Genomic DNA, 19668 nt, shown 5'->3' with positions numbered 1-19668 from the left:
CGGGGTGGTCCAACAGCGTCCCGAGGACGCGATGCCGACCCGCTCCGCGCCGACGATGAACTCGACCTGGCGGACCGGCTGCTGTCGCGCCTCAGCCTGCGCTCCAGCGAGATGACCGCTCGCATCGCCGCACTCGTACGCGACGCCGGTTTCTCCGCAGACGTGCCCGATCGGGCGCGACCGCCCGGCTGCCCGCCGCGGTGACCGTGGGCCGCTGCGCGCCGGAACAGGGTCGTGAGGGCTTCCGGCAGGCAGCGGCGGTCGAAGACCTGTCGCTGCGGTGGAGCGACCGGCCGAGACGCGTACCGCCTGGTGACGGTGTCACGTCTGGCTCGGGCCCGGGCGTTCGTCGGTATGCGGTCGGCCGGCGCTCTGTCGGGCTCACCGTTCGTCGCCTACGGAAATGCTCGTCATCGCCGCCCCCGAGGTCGGTGCGGGAGGGCTTCGGCTCATTCATGTACCGCCGGACGCCCCCGGCAACGCCTGCGCGCGATGGGCCGCGAGGAGACGGCGCAAGGCGTCGACGCTCTTCTCGGTGCGGTCAGGTGCGCCGGACGTGACCTGGTGGAAGACCAGGCCGTCCAGGGCCGCGAAGACGATCTCCGTCATCTCCTGCGACACGTCGAAGCAGGCCAGTGCCTCGCGGACGGCGTCGCGGTACGCGTCGTAGAGCAGGTCGACGTGGTGGCGCAGCTCCGGCCGCCGGCTGGATTCGAGCTTCAGCTCGTACTGGAAGGCCTGGATGTCCGGGTCGGCCGTGATGAAGTCGGCCAGGGTCGCCGCGAAGTCCTCCAGCCTTCCGCTGGCGGGCACCAGCGAGGACGTCTCGATGCTGCGTGTGACGCACCACCGCAGCGCCTCTTCGAGCAGCGTGTCGCGCGAACCGAAGTGGTGGGCGACCAGCCCGTGCGTGACACCGGCTTCGGCGGCGACGGCGCGGTAGGTCAGTTTCCGCAGTCCGCCACGGGCCACCACTCTGACCGCCGCTTCCAGGAGGGCCGCCCGGCCTTCGCCATAACCGGGCCGGGCCTCCTGGCCGGCCTCACCGTCCGTCTCTGCCACGGCAGTCACTCGCCCTCCCTCGGCCTGCTCGTCCCACGGAGATCAATCTATCCTGTTGACAAGTTATCCATATGGATAGATTCTCGCTGCAGCGCACGTCTCCCCTTTCCGCTGGAGTTCCCATGGCCGTCCCCGAAGGACTGAGCACCACCCCGTTCGCCCCTCGCTACGCGGACCGGGTCGAGGAGTGGATCGACATCTACGGCAACGCCGTACCGCTGGCCATCGGTGATCCGGCCGAGGAGTACGAGACCCCTACTACACCTTCCTGCGCGACGCCCTCATCGCGGGCATCCCCGCACAGGTCAGCCGGCTCGGGTTCACCGCCGAACTCGGCTACGAGATCCAGGTCCCCCGGGAGCGCGCGCTGGAGCTGTGGGACGCGGTCTTCGAGGCCGGTGCCGACCTGAGGATCAGGGCCTTCGGTGCCATCGCCCTGCTGACCTGCCGCACCGAGGCCGGGATGATCATGGGGGAGCTGGAGTACGACCACACGGTCACCCCGTTCGAGTGCCGGATGGGCTGGGCGCTGGACTTCGACAAGGGCCCCTTCCAGGGCCGGGACGCGCTGCTGGCCATGAAGGACAGTGTCACCGGGCGTGTCGTGAGCGTCGTCGTGGACGCCGCGCCGGAGGCCGCCGAGGGCGCCCGGCTGGAACTGGACGGCCGGGACATCGGCTACGTGACGATGGCGCTGCCTTCCCCCGTCCTCGGCGGCGCCACCCTCGGCCTGGCCCGGGTGCACCGCGACGCCGTGAAGTCCGGCACCGCGCTGACCGCCGTCGCCGCCGACGGCTCCAAGGCCGACGCCACGGTCCGGCCCACACCCGTGTACGACCCCGAGCGCGCCCGCGTGCGGGCCTGACCCGACGGAGATCCCGACGTGCAACGCCACATTCTCACGCTCCGCTGCCCCGACCAGCCGGGCATCGTCCACGCGCTCGCCGCGGGCGTCGCGGAGGCCGAGGGCAACATCCTGGAGAGCGCCCAGTTCTCCGATCCGGGCACCGGCGTCTTCACCATCCGTGTGTCCCTGGAGACGCCCAAGGCCGACACCGAGAGCCTGCGGGACGCACTCACGCTGCGGCTGGCCCGTTTCGACCCGGTCCTGACCGTCCGGCCCGAGGAGCAGCGCCGCCGGGTACTGCTGATGGTGTCGAAGTTCGATCACTGCCTGGTCGACCTGCTCTACCGCTGGGACCTGGGCGAACTGCCCGTCGACATCCCGCTGATCGTCTCCAACCACCCCGACCTGGAACCGGTCGCGAAACGGTACGGCATCCCCTTCGTCCATCTCCCCGTCACTCGCGACACCAAGCCCGAGGCGGAGGCCGAGCTGCTGCGCCTGGTGGCCGAGCACCAGGTCGACTTCGTGGTGCTCGCCCGCTACATGCAGGTCCTCTCCGACGACCTGTGCCGCAAGCTGTCCGGGAGAGTCATCAACATCCACCACTCGTTCCTGCCGGGCTTCAAGGGCGCCAAGCCCTACCACCAGGCCCATGACCGGGGCGTCAAACTCATCGGCGCCACCGCCCACTTCGTCACCGCCGACCTGGACGAGGGCCCGATCATCGAGCAGGACGTCGTCCGCGTCGGTCATCGTCACACCGCGCCCGCACTGGTCGCGATCGGCCGGGACGTCGAGCGGGTCGTGCTGGCTCGGGCGGTCCGGCTGCACGCGGAGGACCGCGTCGTTCTCACCGGCTCCCGCACCGTCGTCTTCGCCTGACGCCCGCACCGAGAGGCTCGTACGACATGACCACCGCGACGCTGCTCGACGGGAAGGCCGCGGCAGCCGAGACCAAACGTGAACTCGCCGAGCGGGTGAAGCTGCTCAGAAGCCGGGGCATCGCCCCCGGGCTGGGCACCATCCTCGTCGGCGACGACCCCGCCAGCCACTCCTACGTCCGTGGCAAGCACCGCGACTGCGCCCAGGTCGGCATCGCGTCGATCCGGCTGGAACTGCCCGGCACGGCGACCCAGGCCGATGTCGAGGCCGCCGTGCTCAAGCTCAACGCCGACGCGGCCTGCACCGGTTTCATCGTCCAGCTGCCGCTGCCGGCCCATATCGACACCCACGCCGTGCTGGAGCTCATCGACCCGGCCAAGGACGCCGACGGGCTCCACCCCGCCAACCTGGGCCGGCTCGTGCTGGGCATGCCGGGGCCGCTGCCCTGCACCCCGCGCGGCATCATCGACCTGCTGCGGCGCAACGGCGTGCCCATCAAAGGACAGCAGTTCTGCGTCATCGGCTGCGGGCTCACCGTGGGCCGCCCGCTCGGCCTGATGCTGACCCGCGGCACCGAGCACGCCACGGTGACCCTGTGCCACGAGGCCACCCAGGACATCGCAGCCCACGCTCGCGCCGCCGACGTGGTCGTGGCCGCGGCCGGCGTGGCCCATCTGGTCAGGCCCGACTGGATCAAGCCGGGCGCCACGGTCCTGTCCGTGGGCATCACCCGGACCGTCGAGGGCATCCTCGGAGACGTCCACCCGGACGTCGAGCAGGTCGCGGGCACCCTCGCGCCGCCGGTCGGCGGAGTGGGGCCGATGACCCGTGCCATGCTGCTGACCAACATCGTCGAGGCGGCGGAGCGCGGCTGACGTCAGGCGCGGCGCGTGGGGGCAGGGCCGCAAGGTCCCGCCCCCACGCCGCCTGCTCGCCGTACGGCCGGAGAGCCGCACGCACACCTACCCGCGACCGCAGTAGTCGCTGATCTGCGGGTGCGCCTCCCGGTGCCAAGGATCGCGTGCACGTATCTCCTGGCAGCGGCGGTCCCGGTCGTCACCGGTGTTCCGCAGGAGCCGCTCCGCCTGGGTGATGGCGAGGTCCTGCGGTCCCGGTCCCCGGGCGGCGGCGATGCCTCTCAGCACCCGGCCCAGCGCAACGTCGTCCAGTTCGGGGGGCGAGGCGGGGTGCCTGGCGCTCGTGGCCGAAGAGAGCCATGTCGTTTTCAGTGTCTGTGGTGGGCGGCGTGCACCAGCGCGTCGAACAGGCCCTGCTGGGCCGGGTCCTGGTCCGCGGTGTCCTCGGGGTGCCATTGCACCGCGGTGAACCATCCCCGGTGTGCGGGCAGTTCGAGCCCCTCCACCGTGCCGTCGGCGGCCCGCGCGGTGGGCTTGAGCCCGGCACCGATGCGGTCGACTCGCTGGTGGTGGTAGCAGGACGCCTCCGTCTTCTCGGCGCCGGTGGCCTGTTCGAGCAGGGTGCCGCGCTGGATGGCGACCGGGTGCACGATGTGCCGGTGTTCGCGGTCCGCGCCGCCCATGTCCTGTTCCAGGCTGCCGCCGAGGGCGACGTTCACCACCTGCAGCCCGCGGCAGATCGCGAGCAGGGGCAGGCCCGAGTCCAGGGCCCGCCGGGCGACTTCGAGGTCGAACACGTCCTGGAGGTCGTCGACGTCATAGACGCTGTCATGAGTGTCGGTGGCTCCGTAGCGGTGCGGGGCCAGGTCTCCGCCGCCCGGGAGCAGCACGCCGTCGAAGCGGGCGAGCCGGTCGGCCACATCGGCTGCGGCCGGGTCGGCGGGGTGGATGCTCACCGGCTCGCCCCCGGCCCGCCACACCGCCTCGACCAGCGCGCGGGCGTTGACCTCGGCGGCGTAGCGGAGCGCGGACGTGGTGGCGGCGAACCGGGCCGGGATCGCGATCAGGGGTCGTGGGTGCGCAGGGGTCACAGCTGGATCCAGGTGGTCTTCAGTTCGGTGTACTTCTCGATGGCGTGCGCGGACTTGTCGCGGCCGTTGCCCGACTGCTTCATGCCGCCGAAGGGGACGGTCAGGTCGCCCTCCTCGTAGCAGTTGACCCAGACCGTGCCGGCCTTGAGCGCGCGTGAGACCTTGTGGGCGGTGGACAGGTCGGAGGTCCACAGGCCGGCGGCGAGGCCGTACTCGGTGGCGTTGGCGAGCCGTACCGCCTCGTCGAGGTCGTCGAAGGCGAGGACGGACAGGACCGGGCCGAAGATCTCCTCGCGGGCCAGCCGCATACCGGGGTCGACCCGGTCGAACACGGTGGGCCGCAGGTAGCTGCCGCCGGTCTCGGTCAGGGCCCGGCCCCCGCCCACGCGCAGCCGGGCACCCTCCTCCAGGCCGGAGGCGACATGCTCCAGGACCCTGCCGAGGTGGCCGGCGCCGACCAGTGCTCCCATCTCGGTGGCCGGATCGAGCGGGTCGCCCACCCGCAGCTCGCGCGCCCGCGCCACGACGGCCTCCGTGACCTGTTCGGCTATGGAGGAGTGGACCAGCAGCCGGGAGGGGGCGGTGCACATCTCCCCCTGGTTGAAGAAGATGCCCCAGGCCGCGGTCGCCGCGGCCTTCTCCAGGTCCGGGGCGTCGGGCAGCACGATGTTCGGTGACTTGCCGCCGAGTTCGAGCCAGACGCGTTTGAGGTTGGAGTCCGCGGCGTAGCGCAGGAAGTGCCGGCCGACGGCGGTGGAGCCGGTGAAGGCCAGGACATCGACGCCGGGGTGGAGGCCGAGCGCCCGGCCGGCCACCGGCCCGTCACCGGTCACGACGTTGAGGACGCCCGGCGGCAGTCCGGCGTCGGTGGCGACGCGGCCGAGCAGGAGGGCGGACAGCGGAGAGGACTCCGACGGCTTCAGGACGACCGTGCAGCCGGCGGCGAGCGCGGGAGCGACTTTCCAGCTCGCCAAGGTGAGCGGGAAGTTCCACGGCACGACGGCGCCGACGACACCGGTCGGCTCCCGGGTGATCAGGGCGAGCGCGTCCGGTGCGGTATGGGGAGACTCGTCCGTGAGCTTGTCGGCGAGCTGCCCGTACCAGCGGAAGGTGTTGATCGCGGCGCGCAGCTCGATGGCGTACGCGTCCGTGATCGGTTTGCCCATCTCCAGGCTCACGGTCAGCGCCAGTTCCTCGCGTCGCTCTTCCAGCAGCTCGGCGATCCGCAGCAGGACCCGGCCGCGCTCGGCGGGCGCCAGGTGCGGCCACGGCCCTGTGTCGAAGGCGCGGCGGGCCGCGGCGACAGCGAGATCGACCTCTGCCTCCCGTCCGTCGGCGACCTGGACCAGGCTCTGACCGTCGCGCGGGGAGATCACGGCGAACGATCCACCGCCACCGGCTTCGCTCCTGCCGTCGATGTGGTGCTGCGTGGGCAGATCGAGTTCCTTGGCCCGGCGCAGCAGTTCCTCATGGGTGGCGTTCAGCACGCGCTCTCCCTCTCCGTTTCATCCGTTTCGTTTGACGGCAAACGACTCACGCGGTTCGGCAAAGGCCGGATACGGCCGGGGCGCAGGCTCCGGCCGTATCGGTGAGGCATCGCGGTGTTCAGTGGGTGGTCTCCACCCGGGACCGCGTCAGCCGGGCGGCGACGACGCCGAGGATCAGCACCGCCGGAACGGTGACCTGGAGCCATAGGGCCGTGGTCCGGTCACCGCCGATGAGCGTCGTGAAGTTCGCGACGATGAGCCAGATGGCGCCGCCGATGCCGAGCGCGCCCAGGACGGGGGCGATCAGCGTGTTCCACGGGCGGGTGTCGGCGCGCGAGCGGCGGAAGAACACGACGACCGAGGCCGAGGTCAGGAAGTACAACAGCATGACGCCGAGGACGGCGACCCCGCTGAACCAGGAGAAGAGGGTCAGCACCGGGTCCTTGCCGAGCATCGCGAAGGGCATCACCAGAAGCACGGAGAGCACGGTCTGCACCGTGCCGGCGACCCAGGGCGAGTGGCGCCGGTTGATGGCGGTCAGCCGGTGGGGCAGCAGACCCTCCCGGCCGAGGGAGAACAGGTAGCGGTTGGCGGAGTTGTGGAAGGCCAGGATGCCCGCGAAGAGGGAGGTGGCCAGCAGGATCGGCAGCACATCGCCCACCCAGCCGCCCAACAGGGCGGCGATCGGGGCGAAGACGAAGCCTGCCGCGTCGCCGCTCTGCAGCGCCTCGCCCGCGTCGCCCGTCGCCCGGGACGCGCCGTGCGCCGAGATCAGCATCCACGAGGTGAAGGCGAAGAAGCCCGTGATCACCGCGACCGACAGGTAGGTGGCCCGGGGGACGGTCTTACGGGGTTCGCGGGCCTCCTCGCCGTAGATGGCCGTGGCCTCGAAGCCGAACATCGACGCCACGGCGAACATCAGTGCCACACCCGGGGCGCCCGTGAGCGCGGCGGACGGCGAGAAGCTGTCGGTGAAGCCGAGGCCCTCGGGCCCGCCGCCCTTGAACAGGGTCACCAGGGCGAAGACGATCAGGATGCTGAACTCCGCCAGGACGAAGACGGCGAGGATCTTGGCGCCCATCTCGATGCCCGACGCGCCGAGGACCTGCACGATCACCATGGTGACCAGCGCCCAGACCCACCAGGCCACACGGGCGCCCGAGTAGTGCTCGACCAGGCCGCTCACCGTGGCGCCGTACAGCCCGTACATGGCGGCCTGGACGGCACAGTAGGCGAAGAGGGCGACTCCGGCGCTGCCGGAACCGGCCGGGCGGCCCAGGCCCTTGCCGATGTAGGTGTAGAAGGCTCCGGCGTCCACGACATGGCGGCCCATGGCGACGAATCCGACGGAGAACAGCAGGATGACGACGCCGGCCGCGAGGTAGGCGGCAGGGGCACCCGCGCCGTTGCCGATGGCGACGGCGATGGGCACGGCCCCCGCGATGCCCGTCAGCGGCGCCTGGGCGGAGAGAACGAAGAAGAGAATGCCCAGGACACCGAGAGAATCGGGCTTGAGCCTGCCTGCCATGGATGCATCAGGACCGGTTTGCACGGGAGTCGCGGTCTGACTGTCCACTCGAATCACCTGCCGGGGAAGGGGGGCGGGGAATTTGTTTTAGGCCAAACGAGTTGCCTCATGGTGAGCTGGAACTATCCGTTTGGCAAGGGGTTGCGGGGAGATGCTTCTGTGGAGGCGAGGTCTTTACAGGACCGTGACTCAGGCGGCGGTCCGGTCGGCCGCGCCCCGGCGTACGAGTCGTACGACGACCGACCGGACGACGGCCGGGATGCCGGCCGCGTACTCCTCGGGTGGGACCCACGGTCCCGTCTACTAGTGCACCGTGATGGCTTGCAGCGGACAGACCTCGGCGGCCTCGTACAGCTCCTCGGCGCTCCCCTCGTCCACGTCGGCCACGTAGACGTCGGTCGCCCGCGACCGCAGGGACAGGCGTCCCTCGTCGTCCAGCCCGAACAGGTCGGGGGCCGCGTACACGCACTGACCGTGGTCCTGGCACTTCTTGAGGTCGACTTCGACCTTCATGACGGCTCCTGTCTCTCGGAGGGGTCGGGGGATCAGCGAAAACGGACGGGGAGGTGCGTGATCGTGCGCAGGAACTCGGTGTGCGCATAGGCGGGCTCGCCCGCGAGCTCGACGCCGGAGTAGCGATTGACGATCGAGCTGAAGACGATGTCGGCCTCGGCGCGGGCCAGGACCTGGCCGGCGCAGCCGTGCATGCCGGAGCCGAAGGCCAGGTGCTGGCCGGCGGCGAGCGGGCGGGTGTGGTCGAAGGTGTCGGGGTCGGCGAACACCTCGGGGTCGCGGTTGGCGGAGGCGATGAGCAGTGCCAGCGCCTCTCCGGCCGGCACGGTGGTGTCGCCGATGACCGTGTCCTGCGTGGTCAGGCGCACCACCATCGACTCGGGCGTGTCGATCCGCAGGATCTCGTTGATGATGCCCAGCCGGGCCTCCGGCTCGTCCCGGTATGCGGCGAACAGCTCGGGCTGCTGCGTCATCAGCCAGATGCCGTGGTTGATCAGGTGCTTGACGTCGAGGTGGCCCACGGCGAAGAACAGGAAGATGGTGTAGACGACTTCTTCCTCGGTCATCCTGCCCTCGTCCTGTGCGGCGATGAAGGCGTCGATCAGGCCCTCGCCGGGGTGGGCTCGCTTGTCGGCCACGAGCCGGCGGATGTACTCGGCGAACCAGGCGAACGCCTCCGTGGTGGCGCGGGCCTCCTCGTCGTTTCCGCCGGGGCCGAGACTCAGCCCGATCTCGTAGGTCTTGCGCTGGACGGCGTCCATCTCGGTCGGCTCGATGCCGAAGATGTGGCAGGTCGTCTCGAAGGTGCACTTCAGGGAGAGGCCGCCGGCCGCGTCCAGGGTGCCGTCGCCCTTATCGACCTCGTCGAGCACGGCCTCCACACAGGCGCGCATCACCTTGGACCACTCCTCGACGGCCTTGGGCGTGAACCAGCGGTTGGTGATCCGCCGCAGCCGCGTGTGGTCGGGGGCGTCCTTGCCCAGCATGGTGTGGTGGATCGGGGTGGCCGGCCCGAAGTCGAGCTGCTGCACGCTCAGGGTGGGGTTGCGGATCAGCCGGGCGACGTCCTCGTAGCGGGAGACGGCGTACAGGCCGACCGGATGCCTGTAGACAGGGTGCTCCCGCCGCAGCCGCGCGTAGTACGGGTACGGGTCCGCGCGGAAGCCGGGGTCGCGGAAGGGCAGCAGGTCCTCGGTGGCGGACGCGGGTCCGGCGGTGGTGACGGTCATGTCGTGGCACTCCTCGTATCGGGCGCAAGGCGGAGGGAGCTGGGGAGTGGGAGAGGGGAGGGCGACCAGTGGCCCTGCACGGCGAGAATTATCCACTCGGATAATTTCGTCAATACTTCGCGCCCACGTAATCGACTCTTCACGGCGGCGGAAACAGGACGAGTCCCCATCGCCGTTGCGACGGGGACTCGTCCTGACCTGCTGTTATGGCAGGAACTGCCACAGGGGCGACTACTCTGCGTCTCCACGCTGCCGGGTCAGCAGCGACCGCAGCTCCTTCAGCGCGGCCTCGGTGACGTCCGGCTCGTCGAGGACCAGCTGGTGCAGCACGAGACCCTCCAGGGCGGCGAAGACGAGCCGGGTCAGGGCAGGGCTGGTGCCTGCGGGCAGACTGCGGGACAGCTCCCTCTCCGTGGCCTGGAAGTACTCGTCGTACAGCGCGCGGATCTGCGGCAGCAGCTCGGGCCTGCGCCGGGACTCGAGCATGAGCTCGTACTGGAACGTCTGCATGGCCGGCTCGCGGGTGACCATGTCCGCCAGTCCCGCCGCGAAGTCCGCGATGTCGCCCGTGCCGGGTTCCAGCGAGCTCGTACTCGCGCTGGTGCGCACCGCGTGTTCGAGGGCTGCCTCGATCAGCGCGTCCCGCGATCCGAAGTGGTGCACCACGAGTCCGTGCGTGACACCCGCCTCCTCCGCGACGGCGCGATAGGTGAGCTTGCGCAGCCCGCCCCGGGCCACCACGCGCACGGCCGCGTTGAGCAGGGCCTCACGGCCGGTCCCGTAGTCCACGCGCTTGCGGGGCCTGGCCGGGGGCTTCTCGGAGGAATCGCTCATGAGCGCGACCCTACCCGCACGTCGCAACCGGCAGACCGCCGCAAGGGCGTCATCGCCGCGGTGGGCGGATGCCGCGGAACTCCCAGTCGCCGCCGAGCGCGGTGGACAGCACCTCCTCCGATTCGGTGGGCTGGGCGCCGACGTCGGCGCGGACGGGGGTGGGGCCGGTGACGATGTGGTTGGTGAGCCGCCCAAGGCCCTCGACCTCGACCTCGACGACGTCGCCCGGCTGGACGGGGCGGGAGTTGGCGGGGGTGCCGGACAGGAGGACGTCGCCGGGGTACAGGGTGATGGTGCGGGCGATGTCGGCGACGAGGTAGTGCATGTCCCACTTCATCTCGTCGGTCGTACCGTCCTGCACCACCTGCCCGTTGACGTACGTGCGCAGCGACTTGCCGTGGAAGTCCCAGTCGGTGACGAGTCCCGGGCCGAGCGGGCACAGGGTGTCGGAGCCCTTGACGCGGAGCATGGAGCCGGCGTCGGTGTCACGGAAGTCGTGCAGTCCGTAGTCGTTGGCGATGGTGTAGCCGGCGATGTACTCGCCCGCCTCGGCCGGGGAGATGTTCCGCGCGGTCTTCCCGATGACGATGGCGACCTCGCCCTCGTAGTTGAGCCACTTGCAGCCCTCGGGGCGGACGATCGCGCCCTTGTGGGAGTTGAGGGCCGAGGTCGGTTTGTGGAAGTAGGTGGGCGTGTCGGGGAGGTCGATCCGGAACTCGTCGACGCGGCTGCGGTGGTTGAGGTGGACCGCGATCACCTTGGAGGGGACGACCGGGGGCAGGTGCTGTGCGTCCTCGGTCTTGACGCGGCGGCCGTCCCCGGCGACGAGTTCGTCACCGTCGACGGTGACCTGGACGGCGGCGCCGTCCAGGAGGATCCGGCGGTACTCAGGCATGGGCGGTCTCCCGGGAGGTCGTGGTCGGGCTGCCGGTCCAGCCGCCCTCGGGGCGGTCGAACCAGAGGTGCACCTGGCCGGTGCCGATCGAGTTCTCGTACTCGCCGTACTGACGGGCCTCGGCGACGCAGGCGCGCTCGCCGAGGGCGCCGGCCATCATCAGGTAGTGGAAGAACTTCGCCTCCGGCTTGTACTTCCAGAACTCGTCCATGGTGTCGAGGACCTTGTCGTGACGGCCCTCCTTGAACCAGGCGATGCGCTCGAAGTCCGCCTCGCGGGCCTCGGGCGTGAAGATGTGCACCGGATCGCTGGCCTCGTGCTCGCGCAGCTCGCGCAACGGCCAGAAGGTGTGCGACAGGGCACCGGAGGCGATCAGCAGTACGCGCCGCCCCGGCGTGGCGGCGATACCGTCCGCCAGGGCGCGGCCGAGCCGCAGATGGTCCTCCATGTCGCCGGTCTGGCAGACGCCGATGGTCACCCACCGCTTGTCCGGCAGCCCCTCCCCGAGGAACTTCCACAGGTTGACGGTGGCGTAGTAGATCGGCAGGTAGTCGTCGTCGATCGCGGTGATCCACGTGCCGTGCTTGTCGGCGAACCTCGCGACGTTCTCCGCCAGTTCGGGATCACCGGGGAAGTCGTACGGCATCCGGCACATCCCGCGCGGCAGCTCCTCGGAGGTGAACAGGCCGGCGCGGCGGGCTTGCGCGGTGACGACGAACTCGACGGTGGTGGCCCAGTGGGAGTCCAGGACGACGACGGTGTCGTAGTCGTCGCGCGCGAAGACCTCCTCGCGGAGCTGGTTCAGGCCCGTGACGAGGGTGATCTCCTTGCCCCCGTTGAGCTCCAGCCGGGTCTCCTCGGGCAGCACGATGGTGGGGACGTGGGCGAGGAGGCCCGCCCCGACGATCTCACCCATGGTTGGTCCATCCGTTCGGCGCGGTCACGGTGTTCTTGACGTCGCAGTAGAAGTCGAAGCTCCAGGTGCCGCCCTCGCGGCCGACGCCGGAGAGCCGGGAACCGCCGAAGGGGGCCCGCAGGTCGCGGACGAAGAAGCAGTTCACCCACACCGTGCCCGCGACGAGCCGTGCGGTGACGCGCTCGGCGCGCTCCGGGTCGCCGGTGGCGACGGTGGCGGCCAGGCCGAAGCGGGTGCCGTTGGCCAGCCGGACGGCCTCGTCCTCGTCCGCGAAGGTCTGCAGCGTCAGGACCGGGCCGAAGACCTCCTCCTGCACGATCTCCGAGTCCTGGGCGACATCGGTGAGCAGGGTGGGCGCGTAGTACTGGCCGTCCCCGCGGTGGCCGCCGATGACGGCACGGGCCCCGGCGGCCACGGCCCGCTGCACGAACCCGTCGATCTTCTCCAGCTGGCGGGGGTGGATGTTCGGCCCGACGTCGGTGGCCTCGTCGCGCGGATCACCCTGCTTCAGCGCGCTCGCCTTCTCGACGAACCGGCGCGTGAACTCCTCCGCGACCGACTCCTCGACCAGCAGCCGGGTGCCCGCCAGGCACACCTGCCCGGCGTTGTCGTACTGCTCCACCGCCAGACCGACGGCGAGGTCCAGGTCCGCGTCGGCGAAGACCAGCAGCGGCGACTTGCCGCCCAGTTCGAGACTCAGGGGCGTGAGGTTCGCGGCCGCCGACTCCGCGATCCGCTTGGCGGTGGGCACCGAGCCGGTGAAGCTGATCCGGCGCACGTCGGGGTGCGAGGTCAGCGCGTCGCCGATCTCGGAGCCGTAGCCCTGCACGACGTTGAGGACGCCTGCCGGGAGCCCGGCCTCGGCGGCGATGTCGGCCAACAGGGAGGCGGTCAGCGGCGACCACTCGGCGGGCTTGAGGACGACCGTGTCGCCTGCGGCGAGGGCGGGCGCGACCTTCCAGCTGGCCAGCATCAGCGGGGCGTTCCACGGGGTGATCAGGACGCAGGGGCCGGCCGGGTCCCAGCTGACGTGGTTGGAGTGACCGCGCGTCTCGAAGTCCTCGTGCTCCAGCTTCAGCAGCCAGTCGGCGAAGAAGCGGAAGTTGTGGGCGACGCGGGGCATGACGCCCCGGCGGTGGGAGCGCAGCAGGGCCCCGTTGTCGGTGGTCTCTACGATGGCGAGCTCTTCGATCCGCTTCTCGACCCCGTCGGCGATGGCGTGCAGGACGCGGGCGCGTTCCGCGCGGGAGGTGGCCGCCCAGGCGGGGAACGCGGCCTTCGCGGCGGCCACGGCGGCGGTCGCCTCCATGGCCGTGCCCCGGGAGATCTCGCCGATCGTGCTGCCGTCGATGGGCGAGACGTCCGGGAACGTCTGTGCCGAGGCGACGCGCTCGCCGCCGATCCAGTGCCGGGTGTCGACGGCGACCCCGGCCACGGTGATGGTGTGTGCGCTCATGCTCTGTTCCTCCGGTCTCACGAGGTGGTGGGGGCTACTCGGCGCCGGAGGTGCCGGATTCCAGCAGTCGGCCGCCGTCCCAGACGACGCCGACCTGGCGGTAGTAGGCGGCGATCGGCTCGCGGATCTCCAGGCGGGCCAGTTCTTCGGTGGGCGCCTCGAACAGCTCCAGCTCGGCGTCGCCGCGCCAGGCCTGTCCCGCCTCGAAGGACGCGGCGCCCGACTCGATCAGCTCGTCCAGGGCGAGGCCCTTGCCCTTCTCGATGGAGGGCAGCCAGCGGTGGTGGGCCATCGGGTGGGCGTTGACGAACCCGTTCGTCTCGGACGGCTCGCGCAGGGTGACCACGGTGTGGGCGAGGCGCCGGTCGGCGGCGGCGAGCGTGGCGCCGAAACGGGCCCCCGCCTCGATGCGCGGCGCGGGGCCGTACGGGTGCGGGCGGGTCTGGTGGATCGAGCCGAGCTTCTTCGGGTAGCCCTGGTGCAGCCCGCGCGCGATGGCGAAGTCCTTGTCGACCCAGATGTAGACGCATCGCGAGTAGGTCTGTCCCCGGTACGTGCAGCGGACGACCGCGAAGGCCTCCTTGTACTGGGAGAGCACGGGGTCGAGCAGCTCCTCGCCGGACGCCGAGCAGGACTGCCAGTCGGCCCAGATCAGCGCCACCGCTCCCGGGTCCTCGTCAGCCAGTTCCAGTGGCTCGGGAAGCAGTTCACGCACGCGTGCCGGGTCGGTGCGGTACTCGACGGTGAGCAGGTCCCCGGAGTACCGCCAGGGCGGTGAGGGGATCAGCGACGAGGCTCCGCTCGCCGTCTTGGGGGAGAAGAATCCACGGACGGTGGTCATGATCAGAAGGTCCTTAGGCGGTGGGGGCGGGCTGCTGGAGCAGTTCGGCGCGGTATCGGGAGGCGGCGGCCGCCGCGGCCTGACCGCCGAGGGCGACGACACCGGCCAGCCGGCCACCGGCGTGGTAGCCGACGACGACGTCACCGTCGAGGTCGCCCTCCAGCACGCGCACGTCCCTCTTGCCGAGTACCGGTGCCCCGAAGGACTGCAGGCGGAAGTCGTGCTGGTCGCTCCAGAAGGTGGGCAGCGGCGCGAACGGGGACAGGTCGTGGCCGGTGCCGGTCAGCCCGGCGACGAGGGTCTTCGCGGCGTGCTTGGCGGTGTCCGTGGGGATGCACCAGTGCTCCACCCGGCGCGGTACGCCGTCGTAGCGGGCGTTGGGGAAACGGGCGACGTCACCGACGGCCACCACGTCGGGCCGTCCGCCGACGCGCAGGTGCTCGTCGGTGAGCACGCCGTCGCTCAGATCGAGGCCGGTGCCGTCCAGCCACTCGGTGTTGGCGACCGAGCCGACCGACTCGACCACCACGTCGGCGGGCAGCACGGTGCCGTCGCCGAGGGCGACGCCGGTGACGTGGTCGTCGCCGGTGAAGCCGGTCACGCCCGTGCCCAGGGCGAAGCGCACGCCGCGTTCCTCGTGGCGCTTCAGCAGGGCCCTGGCGAGGAGCTCGCCCAGGGGGCCGACCATCGGCAGGGGCAGCGGGTCGACGACGGTCACCTCGCGAGCGCCCAGAGCGACGGCCGTAGCGGCGACCTCGCAGCCGATGAAGCCGCCTCCGACCACGACCACCCGGGCTCCGGGCCTGGTGAGGGCCTGCCGCAGGCCCTGCGCGTCGTCGATGGTGCGGACCGTGTGCCGGCCGGCGAGCGGGCCGGGGCAGCGCAGGCGCCGGGGCCGCATTCCGGTGGCGACGACCAGACCGTCGTACGAGAGCGCCTCGCCGTCGCCGAACTCGACGATGTTCTCCGCGAGCCGCGCGGCGACGACCTTGGTGCCCAGCCGCCATTCCGCGTCGGCCACGCTCGCCCGCGGGCGGAAGGCGAGGGACTCGAAGGGTGCCTTGCCGGCCAGGACCTCCTTGGACAGGGGCGGCCGGTTGTAGGGCATGTGCGGCTCGTCACCGACGAGCGTGATGGCTCCGGTCCAGCCGGCGGCCCGCAGTTGCTCGGCCGCGCGCAGGCCGGCCATGGAGGCGCCGGCCACGACGATGCGTGCGCTCCTCGACGTCATGGTCAGCCCTCGATACGGATGGCCTGGAGCGGACACACGTCGGCGGCTTCCTCGACCTCGTCGCGCAGCGCGTCGTCGGGGTCGGAGACGTAGGCCAGGTGGCCGCTGTCGTCCATCGAGAAGACATCGGGGGCGGCGAAGACGCACTGGCCGTGGTCCTGGCACTTGTTCATGTCGACGACGACCTTCATGGCCGGTCCTCCTGGAAGTGAGGGCGTCGGGGCGGGGGCGAGGGGAGGAAGAGGGGCCCGACCGCTGTCGGCCGGGCCCCGGCCAAGAGTCCGACGATCGACCGGACCCTTACTCATTTGGCTTCAAACAACATAGGAAGCCGACTGACCCTGGTCAATACCTATCCATGCGGATAATTTTTTTCTCCAGCGCCCCTTGCGGGGCACCCGCGGGACTCCTACCGTTTGACATCAAACAATTCGCCTCCACCCCACCCCTGCCGGCCTTCTGAGCCCCCTCGCCATCCACACCCCAAGCGCCCGAGGAGACATCGGTGAGCGCAGCCCCAACCCCCAGCCTCCGTCAGCACATGCAGCGGCTCGCCGCCGAGGGCATCGACGTGGTGCGCGTGACCTATCCCGACCTCATCGGCACCGACCGCGCACGCGACATCCTGCTGGACCACCTGCCGTCGGCCTGCGACCACGGCCTGGCCTTCTGCCGGGCCGTCTACCACACCAGCCCCCAGGGCGACGTGGTCCCCGTCTCCGGCGGTCTCGACGCCGGCCTGCCCGACATCACCGTGCGGCCCGACCTGGACAGCATGGTCCCCCTCCCCTGGGAGCCCGGTGTCGCCTCCTGCCTCGCCGACGCCACCGACCCGGCCACCGGCCTGCCCGCACCCGAGTCACCCCGTGACCTGCTGCGCACCGTCCTCGACCGGTGCGCTGAACACGGCCTGCGTCCGGTGGTCGGCCCCGAACTCGAGTACTTCCTGTGCGAGGAGGCCCCGGCCTCCCCGAGCGGCTGGAAGCGGTACTCGGGCGCGACCGGCGTCGTCTACACAGCCGGTCTGCGCGCCGACGGCGACAACCACCTGCTCCGCACACTGCGCCTGCTGCGGGACATGAACATCGGCGTGACCAGCGGAAACCACGAGTTCGACGGCGGCCAGTTCGAGATCAACCTCACCCACTCCGACGCCCTGTCCGCCGCGGACCGCGCCTTCCGCTTCAAGTCCGCGGTCAAGGAGCTGGCCCGGAAGGAGGGGAAGCTCGCCACCTTCATGGCCAAGCCGTTCAACGACGCCGGAGGCTCCGGTTTCCACCTCCACCTGTCCTGCGACAGCTCCGACGAGGAAGGCGCCGGCAACGCCTTCGACGATCCCGCCGGGCCGTACGGGCTGTCCGCCACCGCCCGCCACGCCGTCGCCGGCGTCCTCGCCCACGCCCCGGCCCTGGCCGCACTGGCCAACCCGACCGTGAACTCCTACAAGCGCTTCGGCCCCGACACCCTCGCGCCCTGGCTCATCGACTGGGGCCTGGACAACCGCAGCGCCATGGTCCGCATCCCGCCCGAGCGCGGCTCCGGCGCCCGGTTCGAGCTGCGCCTCGGTGACGCCAGCGCCAACCCGTACCTGCTGATCGCGGGCACGGTCGCCGCCGCGCTGCTCGGGGTGCTGGCCGGCGAGGAGCCCCCCGCCCCCCTGGAGGGGTACGGCTACGACACCACCAGGGCGGCCGTGCTGCCCATGAGCCTGCCGGCCGCGCTGGACGCCCTGGAAGCGGACACGGAACTGACCGACGTCCTCGGCAAGGACTTCACCACCTCCTTCCTCTCCTACAAGCGCAACGAGACCGAACGCTTCCAACGGCACGTCACCGACTGGGAGTTCACCGAGTACGCCTACCACCTGTGACGACTGGGAGCCATGCGATGACGACCGAGACCCCGACCGCCGCCGTGAACGAACCGATGCCGCTGGCGGACGTCGACCTCGCCGACCTGGACAACTTCACCGACGGGATCACCCCGTGGCGCATGTTCCACACCCTGCGCCACCAGGACCCGGTGCACTGGCAGCCCGAGGAGGCACCCAACTCCGGCTTCTGGGCCGTGACCCGGCACGCCGACATCGCCCGCGTCGACCGCGACGCCGACACCTTCACCTCGACGAAGTTCGTCAACCTCGAAGAGGTCGACGAGGACCAGATCAAGACGCGTGCCTCCATCCTGGAGCTGGACGGAGTACGCCACCGCGCCCTGCGCAGCCTGCTCCAGCGCCAGTTCGGCGCGAGCGTCATCAACAGCTACACCGACTTCCTGCGCGGTCTGACGGCCACCACGCTGGACGCGGCACTGGCCAAGGGGACCTTCGACTTCGTCAAGGAGGTCTCCGCCGACTTCCCCATCAACGTCCTCGCCCGACTCCTCGATGTTCCGCCGGAGGACAACCAGCAGCTCATCGACTGGGGCAACCGCATCATCGGCAACACCGACCCCGACTACGCCGATGTCCTGCTGGACAGCGCGGAGAGCGAGAAGTACCGGCACCTGCCCTTCCGCTCGCCCGCCTCGCTGGAGGTCTTCGAATACGGCCGCGAGCTGGCCCGGCAGCGGCGCGGTGGCACCGGCACGGACCTGGTGTCGAAGCTGGTGAACACCACCCCGAAGGACGGTGTACCCCTCTCGCCGCAGGACTTCGACAACTACTTCCTGCTCCTCGTCGTGGCCGGCAACGAGACCACCCGCCACACCATCACCCACTCCATGCTGGCCCTCCTCCAGCACCCCGAGCAGCTGGCCCGCCTCCAGGACGACCCGTCCCTGATTCCCGTCGCGGTGGAAGAGTTCCTGCGCTGGGCGTCCCCCGTCTACCACTTCCGCCGCACTGCGACCCGGGACGTCGAACTCGGCGGCAAGCACATCAAGGAGGGCGACAAGGTCGTCATGTGGTACGCCTCCGGCAACCGCGACGAGGAGGTCTTCGGCAACCCGTACGACTTCGACGTCACCCGCGCCGACAACGACCATGTGACGTTCGGCAAGGGCAGCCCTCACCTGTGCCTGGGCAACCTGCTCGCCCGCACCGAGATCCGCATCATGTTCGAGGAGCTCATCCCGAGGATCGCCGACATCAAGCTCGCCGGCGACGTCCCCCGCGTGCGCTCCAACTTCGTCAACGGCATCAAGAAGCTGCCGGTCGAGGTCACCCTCACCTGACCCGAGCCGGCTCACGTGGGCACCGCCGCTTGGTGAAGAGCATGACGAAGTCGGTCATGTGTCGGGTCCTGGGGGTGTCGGGGGCGGGTAGGGACAGCAGGCGGGTGCGGGTTTCGGTCAGGATGTGTCGCTCGTCCTGGTCGGTGATCGGCCAGGCGCCGGTGAACAGGCCCCTGGCCAGGGAGTCCGCCATGGCCCGGGGGGAGATCTCGAAGGTCGTGGGGCGTTCGGCGGCGGTGCCGTCGTAGGAGAGGCCGTGGGCGGCGGCTGTCGGTGCCAGGTACTCGGGGCCGTCCTGGCGGGTGCCGGCGGGGTCGAGGCGGTCCTCCAGTTCGTTGACGATCCGGCCGATGTCGTCGGTGGGGCGCATGCCCCGGGCCGGGATCACCAGATAGCGGCCGCCGGGGCGCAGCACCCTGGCGGCCTCGGCGAAGACGGCCGCGCGGTCGGGACCGGCGTGCAGCAGCCAGGTCGACACCGCCTGCGACACCGACGCGGACCGGATCGGCAGCCGGCCGGCGTCGGCCACCGCCACCCGGTGGCCCAGCCGGGCGCGGGCCCGGGCGAGCATGCCGGGGGAGAGGTCGACCCCGACGACCTCGAAGCCGCGGGCCGTCAGCTCGGCGGCCACGATGCCGGTGCCGACGCCGATGTCGAGCACCGGCAGCGCCGGGTCCAGCAGCGGGGCCAGCTGGTCGGCGAAACCGGCGGCTCGGGCCGTGCCCCCGCGCGACTCGTCGTACGTGGGGGCGATGTCGTCGAACTCCGCGGTGTCGGAGGTCGGTGCCATGGGTTGCTTCCTCTTCGTCGCGTGGCGGCGGGTAC

20 protein-coding genes are annotated in these 19668 nt (G+C 70.8%); 5 read left to right on the top strand and 15 right to left on the bottom strand.

Going from position 1 to position 19668, the window contains the following annotated elements; genetic code table 11:
- Positions 1-453: 453 nt before the first annotated feature.
- Positions 454-1071 (bottom strand): TetR/AcrR family transcriptional regulator, encoded by a 618-nt coding sequence (locus ALMP_RS19805; RefSeq protein WP_264930109.1) that lies wholly within the window; start codon positions 1069-1071, stop codon positions 454-456.
- 259 nt (positions 1072-1330) lie between these two features.
- Between ALMP_RS19805 and ALMP_RS19800 the strand changes: the two genes are divergently transcribed.
- From ALMP_RS19800 to ALMP_RS19790, 3 genes are read left to right on the top strand one after another with little or no spacing between them, the layout of a single operon-like run.
- Complete coding sequence (locus tag ALMP_RS19800) at positions 1331-1927, top strand: glycine cleavage T C-terminal barrel domain-containing protein (RefSeq protein WP_264930172.1); 597 nt, start codon at positions 1331-1333, stop codon at positions 1925-1927.
- 18 nt (positions 1928-1945) lie between these two features.
- Positions 1946-2791: a formyltetrahydrofolate deformylase gene (purU, locus tag ALMP_RS19795; RefSeq protein ID WP_264930107.1), complete on the top strand. Its 846-nt coding sequence runs from the start codon at positions 1946-1948 to the stop codon at positions 2789-2791.
- A 26-nt stretch (positions 2792-2817) separates the two neighbouring features.
- Positions 2818-3666: a bifunctional methylenetetrahydrofolate dehydrogenase/methenyltetrahydrofolate cyclohydrolase gene (locus ALMP_RS19790; RefSeq protein ID WP_264930105.1), complete on the top strand. Its 849-nt coding sequence runs from the start codon at positions 2818-2820 to the stop codon at positions 3664-3666.
- An 87-nt stretch (positions 3667-3753) separates the two neighbouring features.
- On the opposite strand, the gene ALMP_RS19785 is transcribed toward ALMP_RS19790, so the two are convergent.
- From ALMP_RS19785 to ALMP_RS19725, 13 genes are all read right to left on the bottom strand, one after another.
- Positions 3754-3936: a hypothetical protein gene (locus ALMP_RS19785; protein WP_264930103.1), complete on the bottom strand. Its 183-nt coding sequence runs from the start codon at positions 3934-3936 to the stop codon at positions 3754-3756.
- 80 nt (positions 3937-4016) lie between these two features.
- Positions 4017-4739, bottom strand: coding sequence for a gamma-glutamyl-gamma-aminobutyrate hydrolase family protein (locus ALMP_RS19780; protein WP_264930102.1), 723 nt, complete (start codon positions 4737-4739; stop codon positions 4017-4019).
- Positions 4736-6226 (bottom strand): aldehyde dehydrogenase, encoded by a 1491-nt coding sequence (locus ALMP_RS19775; RefSeq protein WP_264930100.1) that lies wholly within the window; start codon positions 6224-6226, stop codon positions 4736-4738. Before ALMP_RS19775 ends, ALMP_RS19780 begins: the two co-directional genes overlap by 4 nt.
- 118 nt (positions 6227-6344) lie before the next feature.
- Positions 6345-7802 (bottom strand): APC family permease, encoded by a 1458-nt coding sequence (locus ALMP_RS19770; RefSeq protein ID WP_375803505.1) that lies wholly within the window; start codon positions 7800-7802, stop codon positions 6345-6347.
- 255 nt (positions 7803-8057) lie between these two features.
- The gene (locus ALMP_RS19765) at positions 8058-8267 is read right to left on the bottom strand and encodes a ferredoxin (RefSeq protein WP_264930095.1); all 210 of its coding nucleotides are present in this window, start codon (positions 8265-8267) and stop codon (positions 8058-8060) included.
- A 32-nt stretch (positions 8268-8299) separates the two neighbouring features.
- Entirely contained in the window at positions 8300-9496 is a 1197-nt protein-coding gene (locus tag ALMP_RS19760) for a cytochrome P450 (RefSeq protein ID WP_264930092.1), read from the bottom strand.
- A gap of 231 nt (positions 9497-9727) precedes the next feature.
- Entirely contained in the window at positions 9728-10330 is a 603-nt protein-coding gene (locus ALMP_RS19755) for a TetR/AcrR family transcriptional regulator (RefSeq protein WP_264930090.1), read from the bottom strand.
- 49 nt (positions 10331-10379) lie between these two features.
- On the bottom strand, positions 10380-11225 hold the full coding sequence (locus ALMP_RS19750; RefSeq protein ID WP_264930089.1) for a fumarylacetoacetate hydrolase family protein: 846 nt from the start codon (positions 11223-11225) through the stop codon (positions 10380-10382).
- Positions 11218-12141 carry a 3,4-dihydroxyphenylacetate 2,3-dioxygenase gene (locus tag ALMP_RS19745; protein ID WP_264930087.1) on the bottom strand — a complete coding sequence of 308 codons (924 nt, stop codon included), beginning with the start codon at positions 12139-12141 and terminating at the stop codon, positions 11218-11220. The genes ALMP_RS19750 and ALMP_RS19745 overlap by 8 nt, the downstream gene beginning before the upstream one ends.
- A complete protein-coding gene (locus ALMP_RS19740) occupies positions 12134-13597 on the bottom strand; it encodes an aldehyde dehydrogenase (RefSeq protein WP_264930085.1) in 1464 nt (487 codons plus the stop codon). The genes ALMP_RS19745 and ALMP_RS19740 overlap by 8 nt, the downstream gene beginning before the upstream one ends.
- Positions 13598-13631: 34 nt before the next feature.
- Entirely contained in the window at positions 13632-14438 is an 807-nt protein-coding gene (locus ALMP_RS19735; protein ID WP_264930083.1) for an acetoacetate decarboxylase family protein, read from the bottom strand.
- Positions 14439-14451: 13 nt separating this feature from the next.
- Positions 14452-15669 (bottom strand): NAD(P)/FAD-dependent oxidoreductase, encoded by a 1218-nt coding sequence (locus ALMP_RS19730; RefSeq protein WP_264930081.1) that lies wholly within the window; start codon positions 15667-15669, stop codon positions 14452-14454.
- Positions 15670-15671: 2 nt separating this feature from the next.
- Positions 15672-15860: a ferredoxin gene (locus ALMP_RS19725; RefSeq protein WP_059082805.1), complete on the bottom strand. Its 189-nt coding sequence runs from the start codon at positions 15858-15860 to the stop codon at positions 15672-15674.
- A 350-nt stretch (positions 15861-16210) separates the two neighbouring features.
- Between ALMP_RS19725 and ALMP_RS19720 the strand changes: the two genes are divergently transcribed.
- Both ALMP_RS19720 and ALMP_RS19715 read left to right on the top strand, forming a co-directional pair.
- Positions 16211-17539: a glutamine synthetase family protein gene (locus ALMP_RS19720; protein WP_375803506.1), complete on the top strand. Its 1329-nt coding sequence runs from the start codon at positions 16211-16213 to the stop codon at positions 17537-17539.
- A gap of 17 nt (positions 17540-17556) precedes the next feature.
- Positions 17557-18843, top strand: a complete 1287-nt coding sequence (locus ALMP_RS19715) for a cytochrome P450 (RefSeq protein WP_264930075.1) — start codon at positions 17557-17559, stop codon at positions 18841-18843.
- Here ALMP_RS19715 and ALMP_RS19710 read toward each other — a convergent pair.
- Positions 18836-19633 carry a class I SAM-dependent methyltransferase gene (locus ALMP_RS19710; protein WP_264930072.1) on the bottom strand — a complete coding sequence of 266 codons (798 nt, stop codon included), beginning with the start codon at positions 19631-19633 and terminating at the stop codon, positions 18836-18838. The two genes, ALMP_RS19715 and ALMP_RS19710, sit on opposite strands and share 8 nt — an antisense overlap.
- Positions 19634-19668 lie beyond the last annotated feature (35 nt).

This window comes from Streptomyces sp. A012304, assembly GCF_026008495.1.
Taxonomy (GTDB): Bacteria; Actinomycetota; Actinomycetes; order Streptomycetales; family Streptomycetaceae; genus Streptomyces.
This window is presented reverse-complemented; position numbering and strand designations above follow the sequence as displayed.